At 45.5% G+C, this 14,323-nt stretch carries 11 protein-coding genes, 2 rRNA genes and 1 pseudogene; 9 read left to right on the top strand and 5 right to left on the bottom strand.

What is annotated here, in order from left to right; translation table 11 throughout:
* The 8 genes from HMPREF1536_RS27010 (at position 1) to der (ending at position 8,474) form a co-directional block, all read left to right on the top strand.
* Positions 1 to 2,716, top strand: a 23S ribosomal RNA gene (locus HMPREF1536_RS27010).
* Between the two features lie 108 nt (positions 2,717 to 2,824).
* Positions 2,825 to 2,935 (top strand): 5S ribosomal RNA (gene rrf / locus HMPREF1536_RS05510).
* A gap of 186 nt (positions 2,936 to 3,121) precedes the next feature.
* A complete protein-coding gene (locus tag HMPREF1536_RS05505) occupies positions 3,122 to 4,279 on the top strand; it encodes a sensor histidine kinase (protein WP_028730606.1) in 1,158 nt (385 codons plus the stop codon).
* Between the two features lie 88 nt (positions 4,280 to 4,367).
* The gene (locus HMPREF1536_RS05500) at positions 4,368 to 4,952 is read left to right on the top strand and encodes a YceD family protein (protein ID WP_028730605.1); all 585 of its coding nucleotides are present in this window, start codon (positions 4,368 to 4,370) and stop codon (positions 4,950 to 4,952) included.
* Positions 4,953 to 4,964: 12 nt separating this feature from the next.
* Positions 4,965 to 5,150, top strand: a complete 186-nt coding sequence (gene rpmF, locus HMPREF1536_RS27005; protein ID WP_081693462.1) for a 50S ribosomal protein L32 — start codon at positions 4,965 to 4,967, stop codon at positions 5,148 to 5,150.
* A 107-nt stretch (positions 5,151 to 5,257) separates the two neighbouring features.
* Positions 5,258 to 6,262 (top strand): beta-ketoacyl-ACP synthase III, encoded by a 1,005-nt coding sequence (locus HMPREF1536_RS05495; protein WP_028730604.1) that lies wholly within the window; start codon positions 5,258 to 5,260, stop codon positions 6,260 to 6,262.
* The gene (gene era / locus HMPREF1536_RS05490; protein WP_028730603.1) at positions 6,246 to 7,136 is read left to right on the top strand and encodes a GTPase Era; all 891 of its coding nucleotides are present in this window, start codon (positions 6,246 to 6,248) and stop codon (positions 7,134 to 7,136) included. The genes HMPREF1536_RS05495 and era overlap by 17 nt, the downstream gene beginning before the upstream one ends.
* A 24-nt stretch (positions 7,137 to 7,160) precedes the next feature.
* On the top strand, positions 7,161 to 8,474 hold the full coding sequence (gene der, locus HMPREF1536_RS05485; RefSeq protein WP_028730602.1) for a ribosome biogenesis GTPase Der: 1,314 nt from the start codon (positions 7,161 to 7,163) through the stop codon (positions 8,472 to 8,474).
* A 342-nt stretch (positions 8,475 to 8,816) separates the two neighbouring features.
* Here der and HMPREF1536_RS05480 read toward each other — a convergent pair whose 3' ends face one another.
* Positions 8,817 to 9,401 (bottom strand): GNAT family N-acetyltransferase, encoded by a 585-nt coding sequence (locus tag HMPREF1536_RS05480; RefSeq protein ID WP_028730601.1) that lies wholly within the window; start codon positions 9,399 to 9,401, stop codon positions 8,817 to 8,819.
* Positions 9,370 to 9,567, bottom strand: a complete 198-nt coding sequence (locus HMPREF1536_RS05475) for a hypothetical protein (protein ID WP_028730600.1) — start codon at positions 9,565 to 9,567, stop codon at positions 9,370 to 9,372. The genes HMPREF1536_RS05480 and HMPREF1536_RS05475 overlap by 32 nt, the downstream gene beginning before the upstream one ends.
* 146 nt (positions 9,568 to 9,713) lie before the next feature.
* On the opposite strand from HMPREF1536_RS05475, the gene HMPREF1536_RS27585 reads away from it, so the two are divergent.
* The gene (locus HMPREF1536_RS27585) at positions 9,714 to 10,652 is read left to right on the top strand and encodes a hypothetical protein (protein WP_147337577.1); all 939 of its coding nucleotides are present in this window, start codon (positions 9,714 to 9,716) and stop codon (positions 10,650 to 10,652) included.
* A 94-nt stretch (positions 10,653 to 10,746) separates the two neighbouring features.
* On the opposite strand, the gene HMPREF1536_RS05465 is transcribed toward HMPREF1536_RS27585, so the two are convergent.
* From HMPREF1536_RS05465 to HMPREF1536_RS05455, 3 genes and pseudogenes are all read right to left on the bottom strand, one after another.
* On the bottom strand, positions 10,747 to 12,510 hold the full coding sequence (locus HMPREF1536_RS05465; RefSeq protein WP_028730599.1) for a DUF4091 domain-containing protein: 1,764 nt from the start codon (positions 12,508 to 12,510) through the stop codon (positions 10,747 to 10,749).
* A gap of 46 nt (positions 12,511 to 12,556) precedes the next feature.
* Positions 12,557 to 13,627, bottom strand: a pseudogene (locus HMPREF1536_RS05460) (TIGR04133 family radical SAM/SPASM protein).
* Positions 13,628 to 13,725: 98 nt separating this feature from the next.
* Positions 13,726 to 14,217 (bottom strand): radical SAM-associated putative lipoprotein, encoded by a 492-nt coding sequence (locus HMPREF1536_RS05455; protein ID WP_028730598.1) that lies wholly within the window; start codon positions 14,215 to 14,217, stop codon positions 13,726 to 13,728.
* Between the last annotated feature and the right edge of the window lie 106 nt (positions 14,218 to 14,323).

The following is a 14,323-nucleotide window of genomic DNA, read 5'->3' as shown; positions in this document are numbered from 1 at the left end:
GCGAACGTGGGGAACTGAAACATCTAAGTACCCATAGGAGAAGAAAATAAAAATGATTCCGCAAGTAGTGGCGAGCGAACGCGGAAGAGCCCAAACCAATACTGTTTAGGCAGTATTGGGGTTGTAGGACCACGCTGTGGCAAGAGATTAGTAAAGTAGAACACTTTGGAAAAAGTGATCATAGAGGGTGAAAATCCCGTATACGACTTACTAACGAAGCCTAGTGGTATCCTGAGTAGCGCGGGGCACGAGAAATCCTGTGTGAAACTGCGGGGCCCATCCCGTAAGGCTAAATACTCCCGAGAGACCGATAGCGAACCAGTACCGTGAGGGAAAGGTGAAAAGAACCTCGAACAGAGGAGTGAAATAGACCCTGAACCCGTCTGCCTACAAGCGGTCGGAGCATCTTCGGATGTGACGGCGTGCCTTTTGCATAATGAACCTACGAGTTACTTTCTCCGGCAAGGTTAAGTGGTTCAGCCACGGAGCCGAAGCGAAAGCGAGTCTGAATAGGGCGGTTTAGTCGGAGGGAGTAGACGCGAAACCAAGTGATCTACCCATGGTCAGGTTGAAGGTTAGGTAACACTAACTGGAGGACCGAACCGGTAAGCGTTGAAAAGCTTTCGGATGAACTGTGGGTAGGGGTGAAAGGCTAATCAAACTTGGAGATAGCTCGTACTCCCCGAAATGCATTTAGGTGCAGCCTAGGGTTAGTATAGTATGAGGTAGAGCGACTGATTGGATGCGAGGGCTTCACCGCCTATCAAGTCCAGATAAACTCCGAATGCGTACTATATATTGCCCTGGAGTGAGGGCGCGGGTGCTAAGGTCCGCGTCCGAGAGGAGAAGAATCCAGACCATCAGCTAAGGTCCCCAAATAACAGTTAAGTTGAACTAACGAAGTCAGACTGCAGAGACAGCTAGGATGTTGGCTTGGAAGCAGCCATTCATTTAAAGAGTGCGTAACAGCTCACTAGTCGAGGAGTTTGGCGTGGATAATACTCGGGCATAAACTGTTTACCGAAGCTATGGATCCAGTAATGGATGGTAGGGGAGCATTCCAGTGGCGTAGAAGGTGAGGGATAACCCTTGCTGGAGTAGCTGGAAAAGCAAATGTAGGTATAAGTAACGATAAAGGAAGTGAGAAACTTCCTCGCCGAAAGACTAAGGTTTCCTGATCAACGTTAATCGGATCAGGGTAAGTCGGGACCTAAGGATAAGCCGAACGGCGATTCCGATGGAAGAATGGTTTAATATTCCCATACTACTTTATGGAGCGATGTGGAGACGGAGAAGTGACAGTCCTGCCAACTGACGGAATAGTTGGTTAAAGGGTGTAGACGTAGATCTGAGTAGGCAAATCCGCTCGGAGAGTCGAACCTGACAGTATACCGCGTACTTGTACAAGGTAATATGGACGTAAGCAGGCTCCCTAGAAAATCCGCTAAGCATATTCATAGAGTACCCGTACCGTAAACGGACACACGTAGTTGGGTTGAGAATACTGAGGCGCTCGAGTGATTCACGGTTAAGGAACTAGGCAAATTGACCCTGTAACTTCGGGATAAAGGGTCCCACTGTAACAGGTGGGCGCAGAGAATAGGTCCAGGCAACTGTTTAACAAAAACACATGGCTGTGCAAAATAGAAATATGACGTATACAGCCTGACACCTGCCCGGTGCTGGAAGGTTAAGAGGAGATGTCATCGCAAGAGAAGCATTGAATTGAAGCCCCAGTAAACGGCGGCCGTAACTATAACGGTCCTAAGGTAGCGAAATTCCTTGTCGGGTAAGTTCCGACCTGCACGAATGGTGTAATGATCTGGACACTGTCTCAACCGTGAGCTCGGTGAAATTGTAGTATCGGTGAAGATGCCGATTACCCGCGATGGGACGAAAAGACCCCGTGAACCTTTACTATAGCTTTACATTGAATTTGGGCAACTAATGTGTAGGATAGGCCGGAGACTTTGAAGCAGGCACGCCAGTGTTTGTGGAGTCACCGTTGAAATACGGCCCTTTGGTTGTTTGAGTTCTAACTCGCTAAGCGAGGACACTGTATGGTGGGTAGTTTGACTGGGGTGGTCGCCTCCAAAAGAGTAACGGAGGCTTCTAAAGGTACCCTCAGACCGATTGGTAACCGGTCGTAGAGTGTAATGGCATAAGGGTGCTTGACTGGGAGAGAGACAACTCGATCAGGTAGGAAACTAGAGCATAGTGATCCGGTGGTTCCGCATGGAAGGGCCATCGCTCAAAGGATAAAAGGTACTCCGGGGATAACAGGCTGATCGCTCCCAAGAGCTCATATCGACGGAGCGGTTTGGCACCTCGATGTCGGCTCGTCACATCCTGGGGCTGGAGAAGGTCCCAAGGGTTGGGCTGTTCGCCCATTAAAGTGGCACGCGAGCTGGGTTCAGAACGTCGTGAGACAGTTCGGTCTCTATCTATCGTGGGCGTAGGATATTTGCGAGGCTCTGACACTAGTACGAGAGGACCGTGTTGGACAGACCACTGGTTTACCGGTTGTACCGCCAGGTGCACCGCCGGGTAGCTAAGTCTGGATTGGATAAGTGCTGAAAGCATCTAAGTACGAAGCCAGCCTCAAGATTAGATATCCCCATGAGGGTCGTCGTAGACTACGACGTTGATAGGCTACAGGTGTAAGGGCAGTAATGTCGAAGCCGAGTAGTACTAATAGCCCGAGACTTTCTATTTCCGGTAGGAAGGATTGATATATCAGCAGATGGCAAGTAGCAATACAGGCCATAAAGCGAAGGTTACTGTTAAAGTAGCGTTGTCCTAGGTCAAACATCTTAAAAGATATTAAGGTGGTTATAGCGTTGGGGATCCACCTCTTCCCATTCCGAACAGAGAAGTTAAGCCCAACCACGTCGATGGTACTGCGTAAAAGTGGGAGAGTAGATAGCCGCCGTTTTAGAGTCAAGAACTCAAAACAAGGAAAAGGGATCAATCGTAAGGTTGGTTCCTTTTTCTGTTTATACAGATTGGGTTGTCATCAGTATTTCTGTCCCTGAATCTTTATTCTTCTCCTTTAACACCTTCCTTATAATAATACATCATCTTTCCCGTTTTAATATACATTGAGAATGATTCTATAATTATGAGCAGTATATATGATTCCCGGCAACGGTTGAAATATCTTTTTATATTAATAGCCACATTGATTGCAATAGTTTCGGTGTTTGTTTCTGACCAGATCGTAAAAAGTCTTGCACAGGAAGAACGTCAGAAGGTTGAAATCTGGGCGGAAGCGCAGCGTATGATAGCCTCTGAAACGAATGGCTCCAATATGGCACTTATTCTGAAGATCATCCAAAGTAATACCACTATCCCTGTTTTATGGTGTAATGAAAAGGATAGTGTAATGGATCAGAAGAATATTGAACTGCCGGAAAAGGATATCGACCAGTTTCTGAAAGCAAAAGTCAGGGAATTGAAAAGTAAGAATCCGCCGATCCTGATCGATATGCAGGATGGAACTTTCCAGTATCTTTATTACGACGATTCAATCATATTGAAAAGGCTGCTTATTTATCCTTACGCACAGCTGGGAGTCGTGTTTATTTTTATCCTGATAGCCTTCCTGGCCTTGGCAAGCACGAAGAAAGCGGAGCAGAATAAAGTATGGGTTGGGTTGTCGAAGGAAACCGCCCATCAACTGGGTACCCCTATATCTTCTTTGATCGCTTGGGTGGAATATCTTCGCACCAAAGAAATCGATCCGTCCCTGTTGAGTGAGATGGAGAAAGACGTGAAGCGTTTAGAGATGATTGCAGAGCGTTTCTCTAAGATTGGATCAAATCCCGATCCGGTGCCGGTGAATATTAGCAATTCGATTCAAATGGCCTTAAATTATATGGAAACGCGTATATCATCCAAAGTGAAGATATATACCCATCTTCCGGAGAACCCGGTCTTAGTCTTGATGAACGATTCCCTGTTTGCCTGGGTCATTGAGAATCTGACCAAAAATGCAGTCGATGCAATGGAAGGACAGGGCGAGATCACTTTCCAGGTAGAAGAACGGGAAAAGACCGTGCGGATCGATATTACGGATTCCGGAAAAGGCATTCCCAAATCAAAATACAAAACAGTATTTAATCCGGGATATACAACCAAGAAACGCGGATGGGGACTGGGCTTGTCGCTGGTCAAGCGTATAATAGAGTCTTATCATGGCGGTAAGATATTCGTAAAGAGCTCTGAAGTCGGAAAAGGCACGACATTTCGCATAGAGCTTCGTAAATATAGAGGCTAAATAATTCAATAATAAAAAATAACTGTAAAGGTATTGCATTTGTGTTTAGTTTTTTCGTACCTTTGCAAGGTTTTTACACTAAAAGGCTTTGGGGAAATTTAAATTATATAACGTAGATTTGAAAAATCTCTCTCCGGGAGTACACGAATTCGAGTATTTACTGGAGAACAAGTTTTTTGTGGACATTGACGGAGACGAAGTCCAGAAGGGCAAAGTGAAGGTCCATTTAACCGTTAAACGGTCGTCAATGATGTTTGAAATGAACTTTCAGATTGAAGGTGTAGCAATCGTTCCGTGCGACAGGTGTCTGGACGATATGGAGATTCCGATTGATACCCATAATCGCTTGGTTGTGAAATTCGGTAAAGAATATGCCGAAGAAAGCGACGAGGTAGTAGTAATACCAGAGGAGGAAGGTGCTATTAATCTGGCATGGTTCCTTTATGAGTTTATTGCGTTGGCTGTTCCGATGAAGCATGTACATGCTCCGGGCAAATGTAATAAGGCTATGTCGTCGAAGCTGAAAAAGCACACATCCAGAAGTACAGATGATGGAGATGATGATTACGAAGAAGAGGAAGTGGATGACATATCCATGGATGATGACGTAAGCGGTAATTCTGATCCTCGCTGGGATGCCCTGAAAGGTTTAATAGAGAATGATAACAATTAAATAAATTAAAACATGGCACATCCTAAAAGAAGACAAGGTAAGACAAGAACAGCCAAGAGAAGAACTCATGACAAGGCTGTCACTCCAACAATGGCTATTTGCCCGAACTGCGGCGCATGGCATATTTATCACACTGTATGTGGCGAATGCGGTTACTACAGAGGTAAGTTAGCTATCGTAAAAGAAGCAGCTGTGTAAGTTTGTCACTAATCATATTGATTTTGATAAACGGAAGAAATAGCCCTAAAAGTTTTTTTAGGGCTAATTTTTTAATTGGGATATAGTCTCTATTATTTTTTTTAATTATGGATAAATTAAATGCGGTTATAACAGGTGTAGGTGGATACGTTCCCGAAGATGTGTTGACAAACGAGGACATTTCCAAATTGGTCGATACAACGGATGAATGGATCATGACACGTGTTGGCATCAAAGAACGCCGAATTTTGAAAGGTGAAGGGGTAGGTACCTCTTATATGGGTATACGTGCTGTGAAGCAGTTGCTCGAAAAAACACAGGTCAATCCCGAAGAGATCGAAGTGATCCTGTCGGCTACTACAACGGCAGACCATCACTTTCCAACGATGTCTTCAATCATCGCTTACCATACCGGCTGTAAGAATGCAATGACTTTCGATTTGCAGGGAGCTTGCGCCGGCTTTTTGTATGGACTGGAGACAGGGGCGAATTATATTCGTTCGGGACGTTACAAGAAAGTGATCGTTGTTGCAGGTGATAAGATGACCTCGATTACCGATTACCAGGATCGTTCGACCTGCCCTTTGTTTGGTGATGCCTGCGGTGCTGTTTTACTGGAACCGACAACGGAAGAAGTCGGCGTTATAGATACAATTCTGCGTACTGACGGCGTAGGCTATTCGCATCTGATCATGAAGTCGGGTGGTTCGGCTTATCCTTCAAGTCACGAGACCGTAGATAATCGTGAACATTTCGTTTTGCAGGATGGTAAATATGTATTCAAGTATGCCGTTTCGTATATGGCCGATGTGGCTGCCGAAATAGCCGAACGAAATAATCTGACCCACGACGATATTGCATGGATCGTACCTCACCAGGCCAATCTGCGTATCATCGATGCAACAGCCAAGCGTCTGGGGGTGGATATGAACAAAGTAATGATCAATATCCAGAAATATGGTAACACAAGTGCCGGAACAATTCCTATCTGCCTCTGGGAGTGGGAAGACAAGCTGAAGAAAGGGGATAACCTGATCCTGGCTGCATTCGGTGCAGGCTTTACCTGGGGTGCAATTTATCTTAAATGGGGTTATGATGGAAAACAAGCATAAGTCCGGCTTTGTTAATATTGTCGGTAATCCTAATGTAGGGAAGTCTACGCTGATGAACCGTCTGGTGGGGGAACGTATCTCCATCATTACGGCAAAGGCACAGACTACCCGTCATCGTATCATGGGGATTGTGAATACCGACGATATGCAGATCGTGTATTCAGACACGCCGGGAGTCCTGCATCCGAATTACAAGTTGCAGGAGTCTATGCTGAACTTTTCCGAGTCGGCGTTAGGTGATGCCGACGTGTTACTCTATGTGACCGATGTCGTTGAGACAATCGATAAGAATGAAGACTTCCTGAAGCGGGTACAGTCGGTAGACTATCCGGTCTTGCTGCTGATCAATAAGATCGACACCAGCAACCAGGCCGAACTCGAAAAGATCGTGGCCCACTGGAAAGAAGTTCTTCCGAAAGCAGAGATCATACCGATCTCAGCGCTTTCAAACTTTAATATTGATTATGTAAAGCAAAGGGTAGAGGCGTTGATGCCTGAGTCCCCTCCTTATTTTGAGAAAGACGCGCTTACCGACAAGCCGGCCCGTTTCTTTGTTACAGAGATCATTCGTGAGAAGATCCTGCTGTATTACCAGAAAGAAATACCGTATGCCGTGGAAGTCGTGGTCGAGCTGTTTAAGGAAGAGGAAGAGCTGATACACATCAAGGCCCTGATCATGGTAGAGCGTGATTCCCAGAAAGGGATCATTATCGGACATCAGGGACAGGCACTGAAAAAAGTAGGCGCCATGGCCCGCAAGGATATCGAAAAATTCTTCGGAAAGAAAGTATTCCTGGAAATGTTCGTCAAGGTTGAAAAAGACTGGCGCAACAGGGATAACATCCTGAAGAGTTTTGGTTATCAGCTGGATTAATAACAGCATACAGAAAAGAGATTTATGGGAAATATTGTAGCAATAGTTGGTAGGCCCAACGTAGGAAAGTCCACCCTGTTCAATCGTCTGACCCAATCGCGTCAGGCCATCGTGAACGAGGAAGCAGGGACAACCCGCGACCGTCAGTACGGCAAAGTGGACTGGATTGGTAAAGAGTTTTCGCTGATTGACACCGGCGGATGGGTAATTAATTCGGATGATGTTTTTGAAGAAGAGATAAACAAACAGGTACAGGTCGCTTTGGATGAAGCGGATGTGATTTTGTTTGTGGTAGATGTACTGAATGGTATTACGGATCTGGATGTTGAAGTCGCAAAAATACTGCGCCGCAATAAAAAGCCGGTCATCGTGGTAGCCAACAAAGCGGATAACTTTGAACTGCACGCTTCTTCGGCCGAGTTCTATTCATTCGGGCTAGGCGATCCTTTCTGTGTATCGGCTATCAACGGATCAAACACCGGTGATTTGTTGGATAAGATCATTGAGATCCTTCCGGAAGAAGCAAATGAAGAATTGGAAGAAGAGTTGCCCCGTATTGCCGTTATCGGCCGTCCGAATGCAGGTAAATCATCTTTGATCAATGCGTTTATCGGTGAAGACCGTCATATCGTGACCGATATTGCCGGAACGACCCGCGATTCGATCTATACCAAATACAATAAATTCGGTTTAAATTTCTATCTGGTAGATACAGCCGGTATCCGTAAGAAAGGAAAGGTTAATGAAGACCTGGAATACTATTCGGTGATCCGTTCGATCCGTGCCATTGAAAACTCGGATGTTTGCGTGTTGATGGTGGATGCCACGCGTGGTATCGAAAGCCAGGACTTGAACATTTTCTCTTTGGTTCAGAAGAATAAAAAAGGATTGGTCGTATGTGTAAACAAATGGGATCTGGTAGAGGATAAGAGCCAGAAGGTGATCGACAGCTATACGAATGCGATCCGCGAACGTCTGGCACCGTTTACCGACTTCCCTATCCTGTTCATTTCGGCATTGACCAAGCAACGTATCCTGAAGGTGCTCGAAACGGCCAAGGAGGTATACGACAACCGCAAGAAACGTATCCCGACAGCCAAACTGAACGAGATCATGTTGCCGATCATCGAGAACTATCCGCCCCCCGCATGGAAAGGAAAGTATATCAAGATCAAATACATCACCCAGCTTCCTGCAGGCTCAGTTCCTTCGTTCGTATTCTTCGCCAACCTACCTCAATGGATCAAGGAACCTTACAAACGCTTCCTCGAAAACAAGATCCGTGATAACTGGGATTTCACAGGGACACCGATTAATATATTTGTTCGGGAGAAATAAGATAAAAAAAAGAGATGCTACTACGGCATCTCTTTTTTTATTTCTACAGATGTAGAACGTAATTCTGCAACCAACGGTCGCGGAAGTCACTTTGCTTTATTCTATCACCGGCCGATCATCTTCGCCGCCTCCGCCGCTGTTTTTCTTTAATTTCTTGCCAACAAACGGCATTAGAGGATTTTTCCTTGTAATAGCCTTCTTTGTCATATTCTCAATATGGCACGAGATGCCTAAGAAACCGTAATGGAGAGCGTCCTAATAATATATATAGCGATGAAATATAAGAATGAATTCACCACCTTACTAAACTCATTCACCTTTCAGGAAGCTTAGATCAACTGTTTATAAAGAATCTTCTTGATAAATCCGTAAAGGAAGATACATTCTTCTTGTAGGATTAAAACAATCGCTGTTAGTCTGATTAACGAATCCGTTTTTGCAGTAAAATCTGTTTGTTTCTGGATTGTTCAACGAATCGACAGTGATAAACTGACAGCCTGACATTTTGTATTCCATAAATGTACCGATCACAAAATTAAGAACAAAAGTACCTATTCCCCTGCTTTGTACATCGTGCCTGACAGCCAGATGTCCGATATTAATAGCCGGAAAAGCAGACTGCCTAACAAATGTTTCAATATATTCTTTATCGATTATACAGCATGATTCTTCAACGAAATCATTTTTATCTTCCAACGATTGAAAAACGACGGAGTCATGGGCTAATGTAAATAGAGCCAGTATATCATTTTCCTTGTTTTTTACAGAATAAGTGGAAACGTATTTATACTTAACGCACAAATTTACTTCTTTATGAAAGAAGAAGTCCAGTTCTTCACAGCCACAAAAAAACGGGGATAAATCGTCATGGTCAGATAAAAGGTTTATGGAAAAATCAATATCCGAGAATAGGGTTCTTTCCTCCATTGTTACGTCGAATAATTTTTTCAACACGTTTCATTTCTTGCTTGCGGTCTTGGATTTGCGCTTTTTCAATAACCGTAAATTCTCCTTTGACACATTTACGCATCATTTCACGAAAACGAATGACATCTTCGCGACTAGTTTCTGGATTTGGTATGGTTCGTATCATCTTCTTATTTTTTTAATGAATGGATTTGCCACAAAGATAGATAATTAAATGATTATCTTGTCGGATTCATTTTAAAATATTTCAGAAGTGATTCGTTTTAATTTATATTCGTACATTTACCCCATTAATATTAAACTTATACCACCATGATAACACCTTCCATGACCGACGAAGAATTGCGGGCGGCCGCCTATCAAGATTTTCTGGAGATACGGATGAGAGTCAAGATCGCGCTCGAACAGTTTGCCCATAACCTCAAACTCCATTCGGGGCAGCACAGAGCGATTCATTCGCTGATGGAAACGAAAACGATCCGTACCAAGGCGCGGAACACATGGAGCGTCTGCTTTGTAAATGGTGGCTATTGTCCGAAAACGGACGGGAATCTTTTTGTCAATTATTTTGTCTATCTCCCTCTCCACCGTGGCGAGCATGTCGATTTCCTTTTTATGACTATTCTGCCCGATTTCTACATTCAAAGGATTTCCAACCATTTCCTGCAACGATACAAAGAGCGTTACCTCGATTGCAACCAGGTCAATCTGCTTGGCATGCATCCTGCACTTTATTATATGTATAAGAATGAAGACCGCACAGAGGTATACTACCGCCCTACTAACTGGACGGAAGAAGAACTGAAGGAGAAAACGATCCTGATCTCGGCGCAAGGACTGTCGGTGGTGAAATTTATTGACAAAATGGTGGTCTACATCACTTTTCTCGACCAGGAAAACCTGAGCCGCTATAAAGCCCAGGTGTATGAGGAAGAATCTTACTGGAAAGATTTTCAAAAATTCCCGGAAGCCCAAAAGGATGTGAAGTTGTGGCAGGCCTTATATAAGAAGATGTATGCCGATCCCGACAAAGCCAAAAAGTATTTGTTGAAATTTTTATCGAAAACTGATATGAATAAGGAAGATCGTGATATCATGGATAAAATGGTAGATAACTGGGACGAGATTATCGACTTCCAGAACAAGATGAGCGACTATGTGGATAAAATGAAGAAAGATGAACAGCCTAAAAGCCTTTTCGATATAGGAGTGAAAATGGCAAAGAGAATGAAACGGGGTGGGGGAGATTAAACCGGATAATGCAGACTGGCAAGCATAAAAAACGCTGATAATTTATTTATTGAAAATAAACGATCAGCGTTTTTCTATATCAGTAAATGTTGTATCAGAACGAATTCAACACCTTACCCAACTCATTCACCATCTCGGTAGCCGACTTCTGTGTCTCGGCCAATCCTTCCGGCGTAAACATGGCAACCGTTTTGTTCAGCTTGTCCAGTTTACCGCCTTTCAACTCTTCGCGAAGGATACGGATCTTTTCGGCATCCTGAAGACCTTCTACCAGACGTTCGAAACGGATCGAGCTACGCGGGCCCGGATAGATACTGTATGTGTCGCCGGCAGCCCAGGTACGGAAACGGGAGTCGCGCAACGGATCGGCCGTCCAGCTGTTGACAGCCCAACGCAGGTAACCGTCGTAACCTCCGGCAACGGCATGCACGATTGTCCACGGTGCTTCGGCCGGGTCGGAGAAGGTAAACGTATTCGGGAAAGCTTCCGAACAACAGGTATAAACCGTGCTGATTTGGCCTTTGCGGTCGCGCTCGGCTTTCACATCTTCCGGGAATTTGTGGCCGTACGGGATACTTAGGTAATACAGGTCACCTTGTATCTCTTTATGATAATTGCCGGCCAGCGTGATCTTGAATTCAGGGTCAGCCTGCTTGATCACCTTGATGGCTTCCTGCATCGCTTCTAACGGACGTTCGTCCATAGAGATAGCGGTCTTTTCGAACCAACCTTTTTCACGCAGGTGGCGGGAGAAATCTTTTAGGAAAGAGCCCCAGTAGTCGGCATAAGCCGCATCACCCGGTTTGGCTTCGATAAACAGGACGCGATTGGTGGCCTGGTCGAAATAGTCGAAGCTAAGCGCCCACGGGATCATGGTGTAGCAACTGATCAGGTCATTGATACCCACTTCGTTCATCATGAATTCCACCCATTTGTCGAATACCGTATAATCGAATTCCCAGCTACCGTCGAGCTTCTTCATGCGGAACACCATGCTGTCGTAATGGTCTTCCGTCTGTCCGGCCCAGGGTTTGTGCATGATGCTGGTGGTGATGGCACGTTGTCCGGCGTTCGCCAACATCTTCATGACCGGATGCATCAGGTCGAAATGTTCTTTGCTCCAGAGAGGAACGTTGTAGTAGCGGGCAACAGAGTATGGGTTCTGCCACAAGTCCAGATGGAATTTCCAGTCTTTCGGTTCCGGCAGCGTACGGTTCAGTACATCTATCTCGACCTGCAACTTCATCGGCTGGAAGTTCTTACCTTCAACGGTCAGCGTCCCTTTGTATTTTCCGGCACGTGCATCCGACGGTACCCATACGTTCATCCAGATCGGCTGTGTGGTACGGGCGGCGATGTCGCGTATCTTTACAATGTCCAGTACGTCGGCAACGACGGAAGAGTCCCATTCCGCTTTGTTTTCGCGATGTCCGCAACCGCCTTTACGGTCTTTGTTCAGCTCGTCGGTCATGACGTAGCGCACAAAGTTCGTCGTGATGGCAGATGACGGGATGACGGCGGAACCGTTTTTCAGGTCGCTGACCGTGATGGTTGCATCCGACAGGTCGTTGGTTGTCCACAACACAGCCTGTGCATTGACACGTTCGCCTTTCCAGGCTTTGCCTTGCCAGCGGGAGTTCTTGGTCACTTGGGGGATGCTCAACTTCGGGTAACGTACGTCGGTACTGGCCCAGCTTAATTGCGTCGGAGTTGTTATTTTATTCCATACAGCCTCACTATCGTGTGGCTTGGTGTCGGTCAGTTCGATGTAATCTGTAACAGGATTGTTGACAGATTGCTGCGCGTAACAAACCGGGCCGAGCGTGAGCAAGGCGCAGAGAATAAGAGAGTTTTTCATGTATATACTGTTTAAAAAGTTTTATCGGGGGATAAAGATATAAAAATTATACGATCCTGTTATAATGGCAGAATAATAAATTGCCCTCGTCGTCATACAGGTGCATGCCGTTCCCCTCGCAGTACCTGAACATTTTACAGTCGGCGCATTGTCCTTTGCGCGTCCATTCGCGGTTGCGGTAGGGTTTGAACTCATTATTTCATACGTTGATGAATTTATCTTTGTAGATATTCCCCTGATGGAAATTGGCGCGGATGCTCGGACATCCCGAAATACTTCCGTCGGCCAATACCGAAGCTGTATTGATCCCGGCGTTGCACTGGAAGATCGAGTCGCGTACTTCGGCTTCATAATTACCCAGGAACCCTTCGCAGCCATAGCTGACATGTATCTTTCCTTCCTTCCGGCAGTAACGGATAAAGTTCAGCATCCAGGTGAACTGTTCGTTGCTGAGTTGCAGTTCCGGCACTTCGGCAGCCCGTCCGACGGGGAAGATGGTGAACAGGCGCCACCTTTTTACGCCCATCTCGACCAGGAACTCTTTGAACAGTTTCAGGTCTTTGAAGTTCTGCTGGTTCACGCAGGTAACCACGTCCCAGACAATCTCTTTTTCTTCCGCCAGCATGCAGATGGCGTTTACCGCATTCTCGAAGCTCTTCGGATGGCGTCGCAACCAGTTGTGCGCTTCCTCGAAACCGTCGAGACTGATCGTTGCCGAGTGCAGGCCGGAAGCCAGTAACGAATCCAGCCGTTCGCGCGTCATTAATAACCCGTTGGAGACGATGCCCCAGGGATAACCCCGGCGGTACAGTTCCATACCGCATACTTCGATGTCTTTACGGACGAGGGCTTCCCCTCCGGTGAATATCACCAGTACTTTATTAGGCTCTACATAAGGAGTGATATCGTCTACAACTTTCAGAAAATCTTCCATCGGCATATCTTTCATGCCAGCCGACACATGGCAATCGCTACCGCAATGGCGGCAGGAAGCGTTGCAGCGAAGCGTACATTCCCAAAAGAGTGTGCGTAGTTCGTGTAGCTTGGCCCGGTTCTTCCGGATACTGCGGAAGAGCTCCAGGGCGATGCGTTTACGAAATCCGGGACGTTTATCCATTATAATGTTATCTTTTTCTATTAGCGTGTATATGCAAAGATATTAAATATTATTTATGCTTCCCAATGGTTCTTTAAATAATGCAGGGAGTCCTTACTTCAGTCACAGACCAAAGGATCTCTTTTCATCGTGATGGTTACATCTTTCTTGGCATTACCTGCATACCAGTTACCATCTCCTCCTTTCAGATCTTCCTTTTTGAAAGCAACTTCAGTTACAGTATCTTCAAATAAGCCGCCGTTCGCTTCTCCGTCGATGTCTTGGGTAGCTATTTTGAAGGTGATGTCTTCTCCGAAAGAACTGACTTCAAGCCGTTTGTTAAATTCACCGGTACTGTTAGTTAATAGTGTGTCGCGATACATGAACTGGTCTTCTTCGTTGTCTGCATCCGGTGCCGGGATGATGACTTGCATATCAGGAATGGCTGTCCCTTTTTCGTTGACAACCTTCCCTTTTATTTCGTAGGTAGCATAGGGACTTCCGTATTCATCTACAGGACTGCAGGAGGTATTTGAAAAACCTAAAAGCGCGAGTAACCCGGCTAATATCCTATTGGAGACCGATAGGTAGAAACGATATGTTTTATCCATAATGTATTTGTTTGTTGTTTTATATCTATTAGATGCAAAGATAAGGCGAAACGTTGCACCACCTGTTTTTTATGAGTAACTTGCGCGCCAAATCCAATCGACTAAA

Origin of the sequence: Parabacteroides gordonii MS-1 = DSM 23371, from assembly GCF_000969825.1 — a bacterium.
Classification (GTDB): Bacteria; Bacteroidota; Bacteroidia; order Bacteroidales; family Tannerellaceae; genus Parabacteroides; species Parabacteroides gordonii.
This window is presented reverse-complemented; position numbering and strand designations above follow the sequence as displayed.